Annotated in this window: 13 protein-coding genes and 1 tRNA gene; 2 read left to right on the forward strand and 12 right to left on the reverse strand. The window is 35.7% G+C overall.

Annotated elements, in window-relative coordinates; all coding sequences use genetic code 11:
- The coding region (locus CYTFE_RS30285; RefSeq protein WP_044262447.1) for a hypothetical protein at positions 1-754 on the reverse strand (754 nt) is incomplete at its 3' end.
- 16 nt (positions 755-770) lie between these two features.
- On the reverse strand, positions 771-986 hold the full coding sequence (locus tag CYTFE_RS0100160; RefSeq protein WP_044262449.1) for a hypothetical protein: 216 nt from the start codon (positions 984-986) through the stop codon (positions 771-773).
- A gap of 72 nt (positions 987-1,058) precedes the next feature.
- Here CYTFE_RS0100160 and CYTFE_RS0100165 point away from each other — a divergent pair, with 72 nt between their 5' ends.
- On the forward strand, positions 1,059-1,757 hold the full coding sequence (locus CYTFE_RS0100165) for a S24 family peptidase (protein ID WP_027470150.1): 699 nt from the start codon (positions 1,059-1,061) through the stop codon (positions 1,755-1,757).
- Positions 1,758-2,257: 500 nt separating this feature from the next.
- Complete coding sequence (locus tag CYTFE_RS24260) at positions 2,258-2,929, forward strand: recombinase family protein (protein ID WP_162150060.1); 672 nt, start codon at positions 2,258-2,260, stop codon at positions 2,927-2,929.
- Between the two features lie 98 nt (positions 2,930-3,027).
- Here the strand turns inward: CYTFE_RS24260 and CYTFE_RS0100175 are convergent.
- The 10 genes from CYTFE_RS0100175 to CYTFE_RS0100220 all read right to left on the reverse strand — a co-directional run bounded on the left by CYTFE_RS0100175 (position 3,028) and on the right by CYTFE_RS0100220 (position 21,718).
- Positions 3,028-3,101 (reverse strand) — tRNA-Arg (locus CYTFE_RS0100175).
- Between the two features lie 289 nt (positions 3,102-3,390).
- Complete coding sequence (locus CYTFE_RS24265) at positions 3,391-5,139, reverse strand: alpha-L-fucosidase (protein WP_152541832.1); 1,749 nt, start codon at positions 5,137-5,139, stop codon at positions 3,391-3,393.
- A gap of 79 nt (positions 5,140-5,218) precedes the next feature.
- On the reverse strand, positions 5,219-7,543 hold the full coding sequence (locus CYTFE_RS0100185) for a carbohydrate-binding protein (protein ID WP_154665595.1): 2,325 nt from the start codon (positions 7,541-7,543) through the stop codon (positions 5,219-5,221).
- A gap of 127 nt (positions 7,544-7,670) precedes the next feature.
- A complete protein-coding gene (locus CYTFE_RS0100190) occupies positions 7,671-8,573 on the reverse strand; it encodes a hypothetical protein (protein WP_154665596.1) in 903 nt (300 codons plus the stop codon).
- A gap of 349 nt (positions 8,574-8,922) precedes the next feature.
- Complete coding sequence (locus tag CYTFE_RS0100195) at positions 8,923-13,029, reverse strand: hybrid sensor histidine kinase/response regulator transcription factor (protein ID WP_027470153.1); 4,107 nt, start codon at positions 13,027-13,029, stop codon at positions 8,923-8,925.
- 393 nt (positions 13,030-13,422) lie between these two features.
- Positions 13,423-14,646: a DUF1302 family protein gene (locus tag CYTFE_RS0100200; protein WP_027470154.1), complete on the reverse strand. Its 1,224-nt coding sequence runs from the start codon at positions 14,644-14,646 to the stop codon at positions 13,423-13,425.
- A 101-nt stretch (positions 14,647-14,747) separates the two neighbouring features.
- Positions 14,748-15,536 carry an outer membrane lipoprotein-sorting protein gene (locus tag CYTFE_RS0100205; protein ID WP_027470155.1) on the reverse strand — a complete coding sequence of 263 codons (789 nt, stop codon included), beginning with the start codon at positions 15,534-15,536 and terminating at the stop codon, positions 14,748-14,750.
- 26 nt (positions 15,537-15,562) lie between these two features.
- The gene (locus CYTFE_RS0100210; RefSeq protein ID WP_027470156.1) at positions 15,563-17,932 is read right to left on the reverse strand and encodes an efflux RND transporter permease subunit; all 2,370 of its coding nucleotides are present in this window, start codon (positions 17,930-17,932) and stop codon (positions 15,563-15,565) included.
- 177 nt (positions 17,933-18,109) lie between these two features.
- Positions 18,110-19,846, reverse strand: a complete 1,737-nt coding sequence (locus CYTFE_RS0100215) for an ABC transporter ATP-binding protein (protein ID WP_027470157.1) — start codon at positions 19,844-19,846, stop codon at positions 18,110-18,112.
- Between the two features lie 102 nt (positions 19,847-19,948).
- Entirely contained in the window at positions 19,949-21,718 is a 1,770-nt protein-coding gene (locus CYTFE_RS0100220; RefSeq protein ID WP_027470158.1) for an ABC transporter ATP-binding protein, read from the reverse strand.
- Between the last annotated feature and the right edge of the window lie 5 nt (positions 21,719-21,723).

The following is a 21,723-nucleotide window of genomic DNA, read 5'->3' on the forward strand; positions in this document are numbered from 1 at the left end:
GATCGTATAACTCTCCAGTGTTTGTATTATACACCTCTGCATATCCCATTAGGAAACTCTCGTATGTGCGTGCAATTTCGCTCGCTGTTGGCTTATGTTTGTTAACGAATAAGCCATTCAGAACCTCGAGAACCATGGCATCAACTTTACTAGCGTTTTTTCTAGCGCGACCTTCAGGATCCTTTATTATTGTATAATTACCAAATCCTTTATAAGCCTTGTAAGCCTCTCTAAAGCGCTTTTCGTTGCTTGGCAAGTTGTGCGTTACATTATATTTTGCTTTTAGCGTATCGTTAAACGAAAGTGCGTCAACCCACAATGTTTTCCCAATTCCCCTTGTGCTTCCTTTAGCAACAATACGTGCCTGCATTCTGTCTTTTTCAAGATCAATAAGGCCTAACATTACGCTAGCGTTAACAATGTACTGCTCCTGTTCGTGGGCATGTAGATAATTATCGCCCCGTTTAAAATTTTGAAAATATTCAACTGTTTGTGGCAATACCTTATAATATCGCTCCAAAATATGATCGCATTTGCGCGGATCACCAATCGCCTCCTGTATCTCCCTGTCTAAGCTATCAAAGTCAATCAACAACTTACGCCCATTGCCTCCCTTTTGTAGACGTTTTATTCCGTACGGTAAATCTTTATAGCGGCGTATTTCAGCCTGTAGGCTATTGAGCTTTGTCCAAAATTTAGGAACAAGCTCAATCCATTCAACTGCTACTTTATTATTTAACCAAAGATGAGGCATAACTATTAATTGTAAATTACTTCTGAAATAATTCCATTTCAGCTTTTAATTGTTCTTTCATTGATTCTCGTAGTTCAACTACTTTTCGTAATGCATTCATGACAATATTATACCGTTTAGCTGTAGGTCTCTTCAATATCATCCTCACATTGTCCCGCGACAGTCCTAGTAAATTTGCTATCTCAACATAATCACCAGGCTTCTTTTTTTTCAATACTTGTTTGTCAGTCATTTTTTTTATTACATTTGTTCGAGTCATGGGACAAAATAACGAACATCTTCGCACTAAACCAAATTTACAACGATGAATTTCGCATCAACAAAACACAGAATATTGCAATATATTGACCATAAGGATATTACAAAGCAGGATTTTTTCAAAAAAACAGGATTAAAAAGAGGATTTTTGGATGCCGACAAGCTAAATGCCAGCGTAACCGATATCTTTATTGCTAAAATAATCGCAGCCTTTCCTGAATTAAACATCGAGTGGCTCATCACAGGCTTAGGCGAAATGACAAAGTCAACAAGGCAATATGACACTGCTGATAATGACTTTAGCCTTGCTTATGAACCTAAAATGGAGTATCAAACTGTACCTCTGTATGACATAGAGGCATATGCGGGGTTGGTACCACTTTTTAAGAATGGGGTCGAGAAGCCATTAGAGCATATAAGTATTCCTGGTATTCCGAAATGCGACGGTGCTGTTCATGTTACTGGGGACAGTATGTATCCACTACTAAAAAGCGGAGACATAGTACTATACAAGAAGATTAATAACATTAAAGACAATATTTTTTTCGGGGAGATGTATTTAATTAGTGTAGATATGGATGGAGAGGAGTATGTCGCTGTTAAGTATATTAACAAAAGCGAACTTAAGGATCATATTAAACTAGTTAGCTATAATCAATACCACGCAGAACGCGACATTCCTCTCGAAAAAGTAAGAGCTCTAGCCTTTATTAAGGCAAGCATACGTATCAATAGCATGAACTAATGTTACCAAATCAAACAACTACACACATGTTTTTCAAACTATAATCATAGTAGAAATATCTTATATACCTATAAATTAAATACTTAACTCTTGCGAATATTTTCGCTTCGTTGTCATTATTCGCATCGAGTTATGCATTTTAGGCTTTATTGTATAGTTTCATATACGTATTTAATGCCTCAATGCACTAAGATTTTAGCACAATTGTCCATCCAACTGTCCATCCAACTGTCCATCCAAACAAAAAACCACCATTTTTGGACCTTCATTTTGAGGCAAAATATTGGCACAAAAAAAGGAGGTGTATACAACAACCTCCTAAGTGTTTTAATCCTATTATAAGCCCTGTAATTAAAGAAAACTAGTCTTTTAAAAGCCCTTATTAAATGTAGTGATATCTAATTTAAAGAAATGGTTTAAAAAATTAAAGTCTGTTTAAAGTAAAATTAAAGTTTAGGGTCATTCCGTTTTTTCTAAAAAACATCTAAGTAATTGATTCATTGCAAAGTGCATTTTTCACAAAGGTACTTTTCGTTTTTATACCCATACAAGAGGATAATACAAGTCTTAGTTCTCAAAAAAAATATTGTGAAAATTTTGCAGGAAAAAGAGGGCTTAATATTGTTGGTTATTTTGGTGGAACGTACGAATCTGCTAAAACCGATGACCGAAAAGAATTTAACCGTATGCTCACCTTTTTAAAACGCTCAAAAAGCATCAATTACGTTATAGTATATTCTTATGAACGCTTCTCTCGTTCTGGCATCAATGGAGCTTCCATTGCCAATGATTTGCTTAAAAAGCATGGTATTATAACATTAACTGTCACACAGGAACTTGACCCAACAACTCCTTTAGGTGTATTTCAGCAAAATATAATGTTTCTTTTCGGTCAGATGGATAATGAGTTGAGACGAGATAAAGTGGTAACTGGAATGAAAGAACTGTTAATGAAAGGTCATTGGGTTTGGGCTGCTCCAAGAGGTTATACTGACCTTAATAAAGGAAAAGCAACTGAGCGTAATTTAGTAGGGAATGATGAAGGTAAAATATTAAAGAAGGCTTTTGAATGGAAAGCATATAAACAAACTCCTAACGCAGAAATATCACGTAAATTAAAAACATTGGGCGTTGATATTTCTGAAAAAAGATTACACAACCTATTTGCATGACAACTATAAACAACATTTACACCCAACTTTTGGCACTGACCCCACAGTAGGGCATAAAAAAAGGGATTTTATCAAAACTGACAAAATCCCCGCTTTTGTGATCCTGGCAGGATTCGAACCTGCGACCCACAGCTTAGAAGGCTGTTGCTCTATCCAACTGAGCTACAAGACCATCATGTATGCCCTTTTTTCTAAGGCGATGCAAAGATAGAAAAATATTGTTTCATACAAGAAAAATGTATAAAAAAAATAATGATATTTTTAGTTTGTGGTTTTAATACATTTTTGATGCAACGATTCTCTTAAGTGTGAGTCTATTTTTAATCCAAGAGTTGCATTAGAAAATCTATATTGTTGTTATCGGTTTTTCCGTTGTATTTTCTGGTACAAGCTATTTTCGCCAATTAGTTATATTTGATAATATGCTTTATATGTTGTGCTTTAACGAAAGATTGCAGGAATTACTTCGGAGAAATTGTTACACCTTTAAGCATCACTGCTTTCCATTCCTTATGCTTTGGTTTAAGATGTATGCTGTAATTACCAGTTTTGTCAAGTTCTATTTCACCTACATTAAATGTTTTAAACCCTTCAGTTGTGGCTATTTTGAATTCTATTTTTTGATCACCTATCATTAGTTCTAGTGCGCTTTCTTCTTCGGAGGCTATGTGCATAGAAATGGTATAGGTGCCAGCTTTATCAACACTAAAATCCCAATCTACCGTTGCCTTTTCATTTGACCATTGCTCAATGCAATCCGTTTCTTTATTGTAGATTACATGAGAGCCAATGACATTATTAATGATTGATTTTTGAGCAGGTAATAAAATGTTTCCTTCATCATCTGGTTTGATATTGTCGGCATCACTGACAATTGGTTTTCCTTTCAATTTTAATACAATAACTGAGCTAATTGAATCCGGAGCTTCGCCTGCCAGGGATATTGTTGTGCCTTGCTCATCAGTTTTAGTTTTAAGTTTATTAGCCTTATCCACAAGCAAATAACAAGATTGAACTTTATTGGTAACTGGCAGAAACAGGTTGCCACTTTTCGGCCAATCAAACACGTTAAGATAAAGTGTGGTATTTTCACCTTTTGTTCGTGTTGTTATACGCCCCCAGGCAGGCGTGCGACAAGGACTAGCGCTGGTACCATAAATCGATTCACTGTTTTTTTTCATCCATTCTCCCATATTTTTTAAACGCTCAACGCTTGGTTCGGGGATTAAACCTTCGGCTGTTGGTCCTACATTAAGAAGAAAGTTTCCACCTTTACTAGCAATGTCAACAAGATTTTGTATTAATGTTTCTGTAGACTTCCAGTTGTGATCGTAGCTTTTATATCCCCAGGTGTTGTTCATCGTCATGCACGATTCCCAATCGCCAGACAGACCAGTGCCTGGAATAAATTGTTCTGGCGTACTGATATCTCCTTTATAGTCCCCACCCAATCTGTTGTTATGAATGATTCCAGGAGCAAGTTTTAATAGAGGTAAGAATTGTTCCGCGCGCTCTTTATTCATTCCTCGTGGCGTATCCCACCATAATATTGCAGGTTGGTATTGTGTTAAAATTTCTTTTACCTGAGGCACTGCAATATTTTTTATATAATCATCCATATCATGCTCCTGAGCAGGATCCCACTTGCCTTTTTTATCCTTGCCTCTGGCTGAACCACCCTGATTCCAGTCCTGAGCTTGAGAATAATAAAGACCTAACTTAATGCCATGTTTTTTACATGCCTCTGCCAAGGGTGCAATAAGGTCTTTCCCGTAAGGGGAAGCATCTACAATATCCCATTTCGAAACTTTGGAATCGAACAACGCAAAACCATCATGATGTTTCGAAGTAATCACAATATATTTCATACCGGCTTCCTTAGCTAATTTTACCCATGCTTCAGGATCATATTTAATGGGGTTAAATTTCTTAGCAAAGCGTTGATATTCTGCCATGGGAATGCTTCCATCGGACATAATCCATTCGCCATATTTGCCTACCTTTTCACCTTTGTATATTCCTGCAGGAACCGCATAAACGCCCCAGTGTATAAACATCCCAAATTTTGCCGCACGAAACCATTCCATGCGCGTATCACGTTCAGCTTCGGTTTCATTGGCATAAGGATCTAATGAAGAAGCGTCTGTTTGAGCCTGCACAGCACTCATCGTTATTATAAGAAACAGACAATTTAATAGTATTGATTTCATATTGATTATTTTTGTGTACCCCATTTTTTAACTCTGATTTTCCCTTTGTTTTTCCTTAGTAAAGTGAATCGCTTCAGTTTTATTGTTTGATCACCTTATAACTTTGAATAGAACCTTTAGTATCCACAATTCTAATAATATAAATACCTTGATTAATCTTATGCAAATCCAACGTTATTTGGTCATTGGTACTTTTGGTTTGTAGCATTAAAATACCTGTGGAATTATAAATCTCAATTACTGCATCCATACAATGAGTGATAAGCAGTTTGTCTTTGACTGGATTGGGATACAATGAATGCCTACTATTGGCATCTTGTAATTCCGAGGTGTTAGTCGAGATTTTTTCGACAGAAAACTGAAGCCAATTGATATTTCCAACATATTTTTCGGAACTATTAAAGACAAGAAACACATCATAAAAACCAATTGAGTTATTCAATGAGGCTGTCACTGTTTCCCAGCTTTGCCAATTTCCGGTATTAGGCATTTCCATACTTCCTATTAATTCACCAGTTTCGGAATCTAAGCGAACCTCAACAGTTCCGCCTGAATATTCACTTGCCAAACGTGCATTAATACTATGTACCTCACTAAGATTGATATTACTAAACATCAGCCAGTTTCCATCTTTAACAGAACCCACATTTTCTCCACCATCTGTATCGCTACAGTTTTCAGTACTAGTTCCATTTGCTTCATCATAATCCTCGGCTTCTATCCTCGCAAACGGATCTTTTCCTTTCGTGATAATTATTTGAGAGACATCATAATATTGTGAAGAGCTCTCTGAATTAGACTTTATAATAACTTCTAATATTGTGCCCTTTAGTGCCTGAGAAGAAATCATCATTTGATTAATATCACCAATCGTCTCGGAGAGAAGAATTGGCTGTTCATCATCTAGTTTATAATAAATACTCAAGTAATCAGACTCACCCAAATCACCTATTCCATCAACAATAACATGAATGTTAACATCAGATTCACAAGATATATCCATCAAACCGGAAGACCATTCTATGGTATTATTTCGTACTGTAAAGCCATCATTATTATAGGGCAAATTGCACTCAGTTACGATATCGGTAGCTTTCAATTCAATCCAATTTATATTCCAGTCATCGCTTTTCGATGATATACGTAAAGTTTGTATCCCTGCTTTTAGGTATACGGTTGAATCTGTATTAATTGTTGTCCAGGATTGGTTTCCGCCGGTATTGTTAAAAACAACCTGATCAATAGACTTTGTATTGATGCTAACATCAAAATTTATAGCATTTTCACTGGCAACACGGTAACTAAAACGATATAAGGCTGAAAAAGGCACTTTAATTTCATATTCCATCCAGTCGCCTGTAGTTATAGATGTTACTATAGAATCTCCATTAAGGTCTGTAGTTTTTTCGAGCAAAACCCCGCTCATCGCATCATATTTATCTGCTTCAATAAACAATGAATCCTGAACATTGACACTAAAAGTATCGATAGTCTCTACACCACATGCATTAAGAAAAGTAGCGATGTAATTACCACCCTGACATTTTTGTATATCGCTTAAGCTTACAACTTCTTCGTTAGAAGAAAAACCATTCGGTCCAGACCAACTCCAGCTACCTCCCACGGTACTTAATGGGACTAAAGAGACCGAAAACCCAGGAAATACAGTTACCTCTGATTGTTCCTCCTTGCTGAATTCAACACCCTGTAAATCGAATGTAGTTATTTGCGAAGTAATTTGACTTTTATAGCATTCGGGTGTTAGTGCAAGCCAGTTAAGGTTCCATCCTGCAGAATTTGCTAGAATATGAATGGTATCCACTCCTTCGCTAAGATAAATAGGTGATGAAGAACGAATAGTTTCCCATATTTCATCTCCATCTGTAGCATCAAAAGTATTGGCTTCTATGATTTCTCCATTCATTTCAACTGAAAAATTGCCATTGCTAACTCCTGAAATTCGGTAATCAAAATAATATGTTCCCGTTGAAGGAATTGTAATTTCATATTCCATCCAATCATCAGCATCGATATTTGATACTTTACTGCCTTCACCTTCATCGCTTGTAGTAGTTGTTTCTACACCCAACATATTGGTATAATCTTCAGCTTCGATAGTTAAGGCAGCATCAAATGTGCAGTTGTTTTGTGTAATATTATTATTTGTCCCATTATCAACTACAACGCCACAGCTGACTATTGTATTTGCATTTGCCGTCGATTTAAGAACAATAGGGTATTCTGTTTCGTTGGTGATGTTACAATTATCACCTATCACAACAATTGATCTAAGGTTAGGATCAAGCGGTCCTGGAGTACGATGAAAAACAATGGTGTGACCACTCCCGTCAATCTCGGTAATATCATGAGGTCCTGTAGCATTGGGAGATGGAATAATTGTCAACTCGATATTTGTATTTTTTCTACTTAAAGGAAAATCAAGCAAATTATCGTAGGAGAAATTACCCGATGAGTTTATAATTTCACCATTATTTGTTACATTATAATTCGTTATGCCACAGTCAATAGATTTACAGTTGGTTACTGTTGCGGACGAAGCTAAATAGAGCCTTACTCCCCCCCCTCATCATTTTAGCTGTACAATTTTCCAAAGTAACACTACCCGTTGATCCATACGATCTAAAACCGTCTTCAGAAAGGGAGAACACTTCATCGGTAGGGATTGCTCTATTGTCTTCATAGGGCATTACATAACCAGACTGATAAGGTAAATCGTACGTTTCCGTTTCTTCGTATAATTCAGCATAAGCACGTGTTCTACCTTCTACTAAAGTATTTTTTATCACTGTTTGGTCAGCGTCTCCCTGCATATATATTCCATGACCAAAAGCTCTTTGCTGAACTTCAGTGCTGTCAATAGTATTGCCAACACCAGTTATGTTTATGCCACAGCGTTTATCCAAATAGAAAACATGATCTGAACCAATACCATACATACTACCGTACCCGTATGGATAGGAGCCTCTTACGGTTAGTTTAATTCCAACTAACAAGTTTCCATTTCCGGTAATAGTAATGTCGGGTGCACCTTTAAGTCCCTTACACACAGTGGAAGTTTCACGATCCTTGTTGTATGCACTAAAATCCGTTACCTCTGTCATTCCATTACTGTAGACATCTTCAAGTTCCATCCCTCTTAAGGTATTATTATCTCCTGAGATGATGATATAGCGATCACTTACACTACCAACGGTGCATGTTATATGAACCCCTGTGAGATCAATGCTGTTGTTAGAACCAGAGCAGATAATGTTCCTTTCGTCGCTGTCCAGATCACTCATAGAATAGGTACCTGGTGTCATTACAATAGTTTGATTGTTTTGTTCAACTGCCTCACGAAGTTCTGCCAAAGAGTTAACTATGGTTTGCGCATTTGCAGAATAAAATGATAACATCATAATGGTGATCATCATTAGTCGATTTTTTTTCATTTGGAATTTGTTCTATTTTATACAAAAAGGCACTTTGAATATTTTAGTACTATAATTGATATAAAATTAGGCTCAATAGACTTTTAAAAATGTAGAACTGGATTATTTTACTATCAAAATGGATTAAAAAGGATGCATCTTATCATCAAAAAAAAGACAATACTTCAATGATATGAAACGAACACGAATTTTAGCATTTTAAAATACACACAGAAGAATGATTAAAATTTCCATATGACCATGGAAGATGATTTACACAGAGAGATATGATTATTCTGGCAAGTTCCATATGGCAAATGAGAGACAAATTATAAACTTGTAAAACTCATATTTATATTGAAGAATTCTTTTTTTGGTATTGTAGAGGGGTAATACCAAATTTATCATGAAAAATTTTAGTAAAATAAGCATGAGATCTAAATCCTGCCATAAAGCTTATTTCACTTATTCTGTATTTTTTTTGAAGTATTAATTCTGCCGCGTATTTGAGTCTTATATCTCGAATAAAATTGCCTGTACCATTTCCGGTTAGTGAATTAATTTTGAGGTATAATTTTGTTCGACTAACACCCATTATTTTTTCTAGGTCGGTTGGAGAAAAATTACAATCAGGTATATTTTCTAAAACAATCTGAGTTAACTTTTCTAAAAATTGTTCATCCAGATTATTGCTGGTTACTTCTTTGGCAGGAATTAAAACAGATGTGGATTTATATTTCTTTTTTAGTCTTTTTCTCGATTCTAATAAATTTTCAATTCGGGCTTTTAAAATGCTCAATATAAAAGGTTTTGAAATATACTCGTCAGCTCCGGTTTTAAATCCTTCTACTTTATTTTCTGCCAGATTTTTAGCCGTTAATAAAACCATTGGTATATGACAGGTATCAATATTAGTTTTTATCTGGTGGCACAAATTAATGCCATCCATAATAGGCATCATAATATCGCTAATGATTAAATCTGGATAATATTTTTCCACTTTCTCCAATCCATCTTTCCCGTTTATAGCTTCCTTAATATTGTAGTTATTTTTTAATTCATCCTTAAGTTGTTTTCGGAGTTTTCTATTATCCTCCACAATTAAAATAAGGGGCAATTTATTATCTGGATTTAACTTGATATCCTCCTCTACGGTATTTTTGTGTTCAGAAAAATCATCCGTAGCAGCAATGTCAAATTCAAGAGATTCTAATTGGTTTAATTTAAATTTGTAATTGTTTAGGTTAAAATTCGTTTTACTAATTTGATTTGCTTTTAAATGCTTGTTACCTAATGGTAGTAACACAATAAATGTGCTTCCTTTGCCCAGTTCGCTTTCAACTAAAATATGCCCACTATGGAGTTCGACAAGACTTTTTGAATAATTAAGGCCAATACCAGTGCCTGTATTGGAAGCATCCCGACTATAAAATCGTTCAAAAATATGTTTTATTTGCTCCTTACTAAGACCGATGCCTGTATCCTGAACTTTAATTTCAACATATTTTCTTTTTTCTTTTTTCTTTTGATAGTTAATAAGTGTCTTTTTGTCCGATATGTCTGTTCTTGAAATTGATAAAATAAGCTCACCGCCATTCCCTGTGTATTTAATGGCATTTGACAATAAGTTATTGAGAATTTTCTCATATTTATCCGGATCAAACCAGGCTTGAATTGTTGAATTTGAACTTTGAAAAATGAAGCTTATGTTTTTAGATTCACCAATTCCCTTGAATAAATTAAATATTTCATGTGAATATCTTACAATATCAGTCTTTACAGCAATCAAAGGTAATTGGCCTAAATCTGTTTTTCGTAAATCTAATAATTGATTGATCAAATATATTAGCTTATTGGCGCTTAGGTTAATATCTTGAGCAGCTTCCTTACATTCTCTGATATTATTGGATGATAATATTTTTTTGATTGGGGTAAATATTAATGTAAGGGGAGTTCGGAACTCGTGAGATACATTAATGAAAAATTTTAAATTTTGCTGATCTTGTTCACGTTTCTTTTCCTCATGTATTCGTTTCAAAGAATAATGTCGTATAAGCAAAAGAATAAGAATAAAGGATAGTGCATAAAGAGAATATGCCCACCAGGTTTTCCAAAGGGGAGGCAATATATTAATAATTAGAGAAACACCTTCTTCGTTCCATAAACCATCAGTATTAGAAGCCTTTACTCTAAAAACATAGGTTCCTGGATCGAGGTTTGTATAGGTAGCTTCTCTTTTGTTACCTACATAATTCCACTGTTTCTCAAACCCATCCATTATATAGGCATATTGGGTTTTTTCAGGAGAATAATAATTAAAGGCAACATAATCGATTGTTAATACGGTTTGTTCATGGCTCAATGTAATTTCATTGCATCTGCTAATGTGTTTTTTAAGAGGTGAACCGGGGGTATCAATACCGACATGTTTATTAAATAGCCTAAAGTCGGTAAGTTTAATCTCAGGAGCTTTTTGATCAAATGAGATACTATCGGGATGAAATATATTAAACCCATTGTTCCCTCCAAATAGCATTTCCCCATTTTTAGTTTTGCATTGTACATTAGGCGAAAACTCATTGTCTTGCAGTCCATCAAGAACAGTAAAATTTCTAAAAGTGCCTGTTTCAGGATTAAAACGTGAAAGTCCTTTTTTGGTACTAATCCACAAATATCCTAAGCTATCTCCCAGAACACTACTTATGTAGTTGCCAGGTAAACCATCGTCAGTAGTATAAACTGTAAAGGTGTTATTTACACTATCCATTAAATTCAAACCATATATGGTACCTATCCATAAGTTCCGTTCGTTATCTTCGTAAATACACTTTATATCGTTATCTGAAATACTTTTAGAATCTTCCGGATTATTCTGAAAACGAGTAAAAACACCTGTTTCTCTGTGAAATAGGTTTAGTCCATTTTCGGAACCAATCCAAATGTTATTTTTATTATCCTTTTTTATTACCCATATGTTATTGCTTGAAATGCTGTTGGAGTCAGGGGTGTTCATATAATGGGTGACAACATTCTTTTTTGTATCAAGTACATTTAACCCTCCTGCTGCTGTACCAATGAATAAATCATCTTCAACTTTTAACAAAGCGTAAATCTCACCCGAATTAATACTCTTAGGGTTATCAGGGACTGGAAAAAATGATTTTGATTTTCCTGTTTTTTTCTCAAACAAATTTAATCCGTGTGAGGTGCCTACCCATAAATAACCAGGGCGATCTTCTGTAATACAAAAGATAAAATCACTACTTATTGAAAAGGGATCTGAAGGGTCGTGTCTGTAGTGGGTAAAACTTAATGTTTGGCGGTTGAATTTACTTAATGCACCTCCTACCTTCGTGCCTATCCATATATCCTGCTCTGAATCCTGGTAGATAGATCTGACTCTGTTATTTTGCATACCACTAGGCAAATAATTGTCTTTTATATGAACAAATAAGTTGTCATTCTTTTTAAAAATATTTATACCGGAATCAAAGGTGCCAATCCAAATATTGCCGGACTTATCCTCACAAAAAGACATTATAGCATTACTGTTAATCCCGTTGGGATTATACTTGTTGTATGATATTTTATGGCTTGTCCCTTTTGTATTATCATAATAATAAACGCCTTTTTCACGTATTGAAATCCATTGGTTTCCATCGGAATCGTTATGCGAAAGTATTTCTTTATTGAGAGAGGGTTCAGGTAATGTAATTGCTTTAATAAGCGAATCTTTTGTTAATTTAAAGTATGTGTTTTGATCGCTTATCGTACCTACAAACACCGAGCTGTCCTTATAAAAATTCAAGCATCGAATATCTAATCCAGGCAATAGATGCTTAAATGTTGAAGTGCTTGGGTTAAATATTTCCAGTCCATTTTTTGTTCCAACCAGCAGACCTCTTTTCTTATCTTCTAGTATGCAATTAACACTATTGCTGATAATTGAATTCGAGTTATTTGTTGCATGACGATAATTTATAAGCTGATAATTATTCATATCCATACAATATAAACCAGTATTGTTAGTACCTATCCAAAGTTTGTTTGAGTCACTAACAACTAATGATAATACTAAGCCTATTTCTATACTATCATTCAAAATGTTGTTGAAACGTTCAATTTTACAGCTCTCTAGATTTAATCTATTTAACCCATTTCTGGTACCTATCCATAAATTGTGGTTATTGTCTTCTGTTAAGCAAGAAATAAAATTATTGCTAAGAGTTTGACTATCGGTGGGTGAGTATACAAAGTTGGCAAAGGAGTAACCATCATACTTGCAAAGGCCGTCTATGGTACCAATCCACATAAATCCATCTGAATCTTGTAAAATAGTTTTTATCGAATTTGATAATAAGCCATCGTTACCTGTTAAGTGTCTAAACTTTGTCTGTTGAGAGTACACAGAAAATTGTACAATAAAAGTTAATATAGATATTATACAAGTAAACTTCATGATTCAAATATACTATATTCTTTGTAGAGATTTTAAGATATATTCTTTCTAATTTTTATGTTTACTTTTGTCCAATTGTAGAAGCTCAATTTGTTCTTAGTTTCCTTTTGTACATTGTGGTAAGTAAACACTCAAGTCCATATTATTCAATTTTAGGTTCTTACAAAATTGAGTAGTTGTCATTCCTGTAATGGGGGTAAAGAGTTGATTAAAATTAGTTACTTTGTTAAAATCTAGAATAACGGCTACTTATGAAATCGTATTATTTATTTTGTGTAATAGTGTTTTAGTGGGCAATATTTTATCATCAATAATTTCTTCTTTGTACTTTTTCCTGTTGCTATAATTGTTTTAAGGATTATCTCATCTGCAATTGGTCTCTAAATCTCCTTGTTAAAAATTGAATTTAGCTTTAAACCAATATTCAGAGTTATCTTTATAGATAGCAAAGACTCCATTATCGCCATGAAACCAATCGTAACCAGCCAGTAAATGTATCTGGTCGCTTAATGAATAATCGGCGCTGGTTCTATTGAAAAATCCAGAGTTAGAGATATCCAAATAAGTAAAACTCGATAATTTTAATGTGCTTCGCAATGTTGATTTTGTAATGCCAAGAGTAGCAAAAACTGTATTCCTTTTATTAGCTAAAATATCAACATAATCTGAAATTAATTTATGTGAATATTGTGCTGTAATATTCCATTCTCCTCCTGGATACCAATCAACACCCCAAAGGACATTAGTTGTATTACGCTCAATTCTTTCACCACTATTTGTCTCCTGAAGTTCTCCAAAGTATTCAGCAGCCTCGCCTCTCATAACGAATTGTCCAACCGGAAATGAAAAATCCATTCCCAGCATATCCATTCGATTATATTGTCCATGGATAAAAACCGTATCGTAAGCTGAGGAAGTAGTACTCTCAAATATGGGGAATTTATTCCAGGTATGAAGTGCTGATATACTTATGTCAACACCTGATAAATAAAATGATGCACGACCGCCGTATTCACTATTGCTAAAAGTTTTATCAGGATATTTATCAAGATTTGTTTCCGTTTGAATACCATCATAGGTTGAAATAACGGACCATGGGTTATTAACAGATGTAGGGACAATAAAAAATGATGATACTGGAATGAAAATTGCTTCAACAGATATTTTACTGGTAAAATACTTCAATTTTAAGGCATTTACCGGAATGCGGATATCATCATAATCACGAGCCAAAAACTCAGTGTAATCCAAAGGAGAAACAACATCAGTAATTCGCAAACCATCAGCTACTCCCCAAATTACAATTTGCCTCCCAACCTTAAAATCCCAATTATCAGTTGTATGTTGCAAAAATGCTTCCCGTAACTCAATGCCTGTTTGGTCTTCAAGTACGCTGTTGTGTATTGAGTTAAGTGAAACAAACATATATGACTTACCCTTACTTGCTTCAAGTTCGGTACGTAATCGGCTACGTGAACTCATAAAATCGTTAGGGCTCTGGCTGCGAACAGCGTGGTAGGTGTCGGTAAAACCACTAAATTTGAGTTTTAGATCTTTATCCTGACCGTTGAGCATTATTGGCAGCAATAACAGTAAAATAATATAACTATGTTTCATATGTTTATAATTTGTTTCTCAATGGTCATATGGAACTCGCCGGGATAATCATTCACCTGTGTGAGAGATCACTCTCATGGCTCGTTTCATATTTTTTTAAACTAAAGCACCCCTTTTTCTAATTTCGTTACTGTAAAAGCATTTTCATCAATATCGATATCATACTTAGGATTCTCAATAAGAATAATGGTTTGGTGATTATTTTGTACATTTTTCATATCTAATTTTTTAGCCACCCATATTCCATCAACCTTTTCAATATCCGATAGTATAAGTTTACGGTGTAATTCACCTAACTTGTCATAATATTCTACTTTTGAGGCAATAAGACAATCCTGACGTATCCATGATATTTTTTTTGAATAAATATCACGGCTGTCTTTTGATGTCGATTCAACGACCCAGTATTTATGACCATTCACAGATTCTTCTCTTAGTAATTTATGTTCGTCTTCATCTACATTACGGCTACCCATATCATCGTAGGTGAAGTCGGTTCCCATGAAATAATCTTTCTTGGCAGATGAGCCGCTTATACGACGTGTTTTTTTCATAGCAGGCAGGTATAGCCATTTATCATCGTCCTTACCTATTTCATCATAATCCCAGGTGAGAAATCCCGTTCCTTTCACATCTCCAGGATATTGAAAGAACATAAGCGTTTTGCGGTCTTTCTTATCTGTACCTATATCTATAGAATAAGAAATAACTTTACGTTCACGTACACTTCCACGTTTATTGATCAGTTTCATTGTCATTTCCGATGAACGTGTATCTCCATCGGGTCGGTCTTTTACCTGTTGTATAATGTCGCGACCTGTTTGTGCCGATACTCCTATGTGAGTAAGCATAATAGCGAGTGTAATAATTCCTAGTTTTAAATTTTTCATTGTTTGATTTTTTTTACGTTATATTTTTAACATATTGTATTATTTACCGTTTCTTTATTCTCTCTGCCAAATATTTTAAACCATTGAAATAGAACTGGGGTTATAAATAAATCGGCAAGCAAAGCAGCCACCATACCCACTATTGCAAGCATTCCTAAATTCACAAAGCTAAGTGCTACAGATGTAGTGTAAACTAAGAAATTAGCTGATATAGTAATAGTTGATAACACAAGGGCTACACCTACTACACGGAATGATTTGTTGATAGCATCCTTATAATTACTGGAACGGGAAAATTCTAAATGCCCATGATTAATAAAGTGAATGGTATCGTCAACTGCTAAACCTAAAATCATAGGAATGATAGTGGCAGTCATCATATCAAGCGGAATACCCAGCCATCCCATAACACCGCCCACAGCCAATGCCGGAGCTATATTTGGAATTAAGCCAATTAAACCAATGCGCGCACTACCAAAAACAACCATCAGCAGAATGGCAATAATGATTAAAGCTAAGGCAAATGACTGCAACTGCCCATCAACAACATACTGCATCATCGTGGTAAACTGAGGAATACTGCCTACGGAAGTGATGCTGGCATTAGGAAAAAGATTTTGGACTTCGGTTGTTACCTGGGCAAGTTCTTTTTCGGCTGTACCCGAATTGTACGATTTTAACTCCACCATCAAACGTAGTCGCTTATAATCATAGTCTATCCAGTATTCCGATTCTGTACCACCTGCATTTTCGTATAACAATAGCATTTGTGCCACCTGATTTTCATTATCCGGAATGGCATAGTAAGCGTCATTATTCTCGTTCAATGTTTGACTCAGGTCTTTTATAATGTCGAGAATTGATGTCGTACGTTTTGTAAGTTCAAGACTTTCGACAAAGGCACTTGCCTCTTCTAATTTTTTCAAATTTTCCGGTTTCTTAGCTTCATCATTATCTTTAAACTCTATCAATACATCATACGAATAAAGGCTGCCCAGCTCGGTTTCGCATATTTCAAGCAGGTTATTCACATAAGGAATTTTACGCCCCATTGTTTTTTCTATGTCAAATGCCGACTCCACTTTCGTCATTCCGATAGCCAAAAAAACAGCAACAAGTACCGATATAACAATGATACTTTTGGAATGTCCTAAAACAAAGTCTCCCAATTTACTCATTTGGCGGTCGAGCCAACAGCCTCCTTTTTGGCGTATTACAGGATGCGGTTCTTTATCTTTACCAAAACTTAACAATGCCGGCACCAAAAACAACACCATTAAAAGTGTAAATAAAACACAGGAAGCAGTTCCTATACCAACAAATCGTAGCGGTTTCATAGGAATAACCAGAAAGGTAAGTAATGCCGACATGGTGGTTAATGCTGAAAATAGTATGGGCCAGCCCAATTCTGTAACCGCTTCTTTCACCGCGACTTTACGTTTGCCATGAAAGGTAAATTGTTTTTTGAAGTACGAAAACAGATGAATATTGTATGCAATGGCTATGGCAAAAGCAAGGATAACCGGAATTGATGTCATTGAGCTATCTATTTTGTAGCCTATATGTCCCGTTAAGCCATATAGCATAACTACTGCTGCAATAGAAGTAAGTAACGGGAACAAAACACCCCGAATAGATTTGGTGGCAAATGCCAATACCACTATAGCCAGAAGAATAGCCAGCCCCATTACACGTCCCATTTCTTTGGCAAAAAAATGTTGTTTTTTAGTACTCAAGTAGGGCATTCCTGTAGCGCGTGGAGAGATAGCCGAATATTTTTCTTTGCTTATAATATGCTCTGTTTGCTGTCCAGTAAGCATATCGGGACCAATATTACTAGTCTGTTTCCATACTGAATCTTTTGGAAAAGTCCGAAGCTTCAAAAGAATCCATGACAAACGACCATCTTTAGATACCAATTTCCTGGCAATATTGGGTTTACTGTAGACTTTTTGTCGTATGGAATCCAGCAAAGCAGGGTCTGATGGAATAACGTCCGGCACTATTTGTTCTATCTGCATCCCATATTCTGTGCCGGTCATAAACTCAATATCGGTAAGCGATGTTATTTTTTCGGCATAGGCAAGGCTGTCCATTAATTCATTGGAGAGCTCACGTATCAATTCAAGCGATTCTTTACTAAATGTATTATCACATTCAGTTAGAATAGCTACAAATTCATCGTTGCCAAATATCTCTTTGAATTCATCGGTTTTCACCAGCATAGGGTCGCCTTCAAGAAAATACCCGTCCCACGACGATTCCATTTCCACCTTTGGTAAGCCCATAAATGCTATGCCTACTAACACAATAGATGTTACTATAATAAGCCACCTGTTTTTTATAATTCCGTCGGCTCTTTTTTCGAACCAATTATTTATCTTTTGTATGTTCATATTATAAATTATTTGACATTGCCTTAAGCGAAATGCTAAATTTTAAAAGCCAATAATTCCATTTCTTCTTTATTTTTTCTGTCATTGAATAAAGAATCGAATTGTTAATGGTATTTAATTAATTCGTTATCAATACTTGAAACACGCTTCTGTGTTTTTATTATTTAGTGACAAATTCTAAAAGGCCGATACTGTCATCTGACGTTCTACCATCTTAGCGAAGACCCCCTTGTGCTGTTTCAGCTTATCGGGAGCACCATTTTCTACCACACTTCCTTCGGAAAGAACTACCACTTTGTCAGCATTAGCAACCGTGCGCATGCGGTGCGCAATAATCAGCACGGTTTTGTTTTTAACCAGTTCTGAAATCCCTGTCTGTATTTTCGTCTCGTTTTCCACATCGAGCGAGGCGGTAGCTTCATCGAGCAGAACGATAGGCGCATCTTTTAGTAAAGCACGGGCTATAGAAATGCGTTGGCGTTCGCCACCTGAAAGGGTTTCACCATTTTCGCCAATTATTGTATTGTACTTATTAGGAAGGTTCTCTATAAATTCATGACACTGTGCTAGTTTTGCAACTTTTTTCACCTCATCGTCTGTTGCATTTTTCCTTCCCAAACGAATATTTTCCATTACGGTATTGTTGAACAATGCTACATCCTGAAAAACAATGGCAAATTTTTTCAGTATAATTTCGGGCTCTATCAGCGAAATATCTTTCCCTCCGATTGTTATGGAGCCCTTATCAATATCCCAAAAACGGGCTGTTAGTTTAGCGCAAGTACTTTTCCCGCCTCCGGAAGGTCCTACTAATGCAGTAATTTCTCCTTGTTTTGCTATGAAACTAACGTTTCGAAGGGTTTGCTGTCCTTCTTTGTAAGAAAAATCCACATTTCTAAATTCTATATCATAATTAGCTGGAGCGAATTTGCTGCGGCCTGTTTGGCGAGGCATATTATCCATTTCTTTCATCCGTTTAATGCGAACGTTAAGGTATAGGAGTATTGCAAAATTATTCATGGTTTCAATAAAAGGGTCGTAAATGCGTCCGACGATGATGAGAAAAACCAGATAGGTAAATAGACTGATTGTGCCACCTGCAAGCAAAAATGCGCCAGCAAAAATAACGCTGGGAAACCCTAGTTTCAGGGTAAAATGTGATAAATTAAGAAGTGCTCCTCCCACTAATTCGTACTTAACCAAATTACTTTCGTATGAATCAAGTTCTGTATTTAAATCCTGCAAATATTCATTTTCTTTGTTGTACGATTTTATCTCCTGCACCATATCCATACCATCTTGTATTGTATCGGAAACAATGCGTTTTTGATTGTAAATAACCTGATGCCCTTTGCTTTGTAATTTTTTGGATAAGGAAAAAACCAAAAAACCCACAGGTACGACCCAAAACATAGCCAAGCTCATTTGCCAATTATAGATAAACATAGCAATAGACATTATAAACAGACTTGCTAGTGAGGCAAAAAGCTGGGGGATGGAATGAGAAAATAATTGTTCTATTTGCGTAGCATCATCCATAATGGTTGAGCTTAAATCGGAAATATCTTTTTTACCAAAAAAAGACATTGGTAACTTACGCAAGGTTTCGGCTAGTTTTATTCGCCTGCTGGCACCTTCGTTATATACTTTAGTGTAAGTTTTTGCATAATCGATGAAAGCAATAATGTACATTACCGCAAATGATATTGCAGCAAATATTACATAGAACCAAACATCCCTAGTTAACGAATCACCCGTTTTCCAATGCTTTATATAATCGTCGAGGAAGGCAAATGCCAACACAATGGGTAACATAAAACTGAGGTTTAATAAAGTATGCCACAGTATGGCTGTTTGTAAATCTTTGGCACCGTCTTTACTGAGTGCATATTTATGTTGAAAAAAACGTATCATTTTTCTATACCTTTATAATGTTGATTTATGCGTTTAAATTTTAGCTTATAGCTATTACCTTATTTTTATGAAGTGATAAATAGCCAGACACATACAATTAATTTACAGGGTCCATTTTACCGTCATTTGGTATTCTTCCCACATTTTTTTGTAAATGCCATTAAAGGCTAATAAATCGTTATGCGTTCCCTGCTCGGCTATTTTACCTTTTTCTATTACCAAAATCTTATTTGCATTTTGTATGCTTGTTAAACGATGGGCTATCATAAGCGTCGTTTTGTTTTTACTAAGTTCGTGCAATGCTTTTTGAATAATATGCTCATTTTCAGGGTCGGCAAAAGCCGTTGCTTCGTCTAACAGAACAATAGGTGCATCTTTAATGATAGCCCGGGCAAGTGCTATGCGTTGTTGTTCTCCTCCCGAAAGGTATGTCCCTTCTTTTCCTATTAAAGTATCAAGGCCTTCGGGCAGGTTGTTTATAATTTCCCGGCTTTGCGACAGGTCAATAGCCGGTTGTATCTGTTTTTCACTTGCATCAGGATTCCCATATATTATATTCTCCCGCAGCGACTTTTTAAAGAGTTTTGTATTCTGAAAAACGAAGGCTGTATTTTTCATTAACTCTTTATTCGAAAGCGATTTAATATCCTGTCCGCCAATAATAATATGCCCGGAATTTACGTCCCAAAAACGAGCAGCCAGCCGTGCAATGGTCGTTTTCCCTCCTCCCGAAGCACCCACCAGTGCCACGGTCTCTCCCTGCTGTACTGTAAAAGAGATGCCATCTACAGCATTGGAATCAGCTCCATCGTAAGCAAATACGACATCCTTAAATTCAATAGTATAAGACACCGGCTTTGTACTTTTTGGGGGGAATTCCATTTTGGAATAATTGAGTATATTGTCGAAACGCTCAATGGTTTCTTTGGCTATGTTAGCATAGTTTTGAAAATACATGCTACGCATAAATAATAATGTAAAATTGGGGGCAAGTATCAGATAAAAAATAAAGTTGATAATTGTTAATGCAACATTGCCTCCTGCGGCAATAAACAATATGGCAAATGGCGCAAGAAAAAATGCTGTACTCTGCATTATAATGGTATAAAAGGACATAGGCTTTTGCCACATGATGGTGTAGGCAACAACCATTTCTTTATATTTCATTATGCTATTAACAAATTGTTTGAATGAGTGTACACTTTGCCCGTAAGTTTTGACAACAGGGATTCCTCTAACGTACTCTACAGCCTCGCTACTCATCTCTTCCAAAGAATCCATATATTGTTTCCGGAATTCCTCTCCGGCTTTACTCATCATAAAGCGTATAGATATTGCGCCAAGGACAATGGGAATAAGCGAAACCAGACCCATACGCCAATCAATAATAAACATTAATGCAAGGATGATGAGAGGTGCAATTATTGTTGAGGCCAGGTCAGGGAGCTGATGAGCCAAAAAAGTGTGCGTCTGGCTAGCGTTATCGTCAATTACCTTGCGCATTTTACCGGTTTGGTTTTTATCAAAAAAACCAAGCGGCATATTTATAATTTTGCTCATCCCAACTTTCCGCATCCCAACTTCTACATGAAAGGCCGCCAGATGAGACGACATAAGTGAAAAAAAATACACCAACATGGCTGCAAATGCTGAAGCTAAACTCATCCAGGCATAAAACTCTACACTTTGGAAAGTTATACTTTCTGTACTTGCAAATAACTCTTTAGCAATAAGCCAGATAAACACAAATGGCAATAGTCCCAGAGCCGACGATAATGCAGATAGAAAGAGAGATAATGAAAATAAATACTTCTTGCTTCCTGCGTAGGGAGTCAACTTTTTTAAAATAGATTGTTTTTTTTGTGGTTTCATATACT

The organism is Saccharicrinis fermentans DSM 9555 = JCM 21142, from assembly GCF_000517085.1.
In the GTDB taxonomy this organism is placed as follows: Bacteria; Bacteroidota; Bacteroidia; order Bacteroidales; family Marinilabiliaceae; genus Saccharicrinis; species Saccharicrinis fermentans.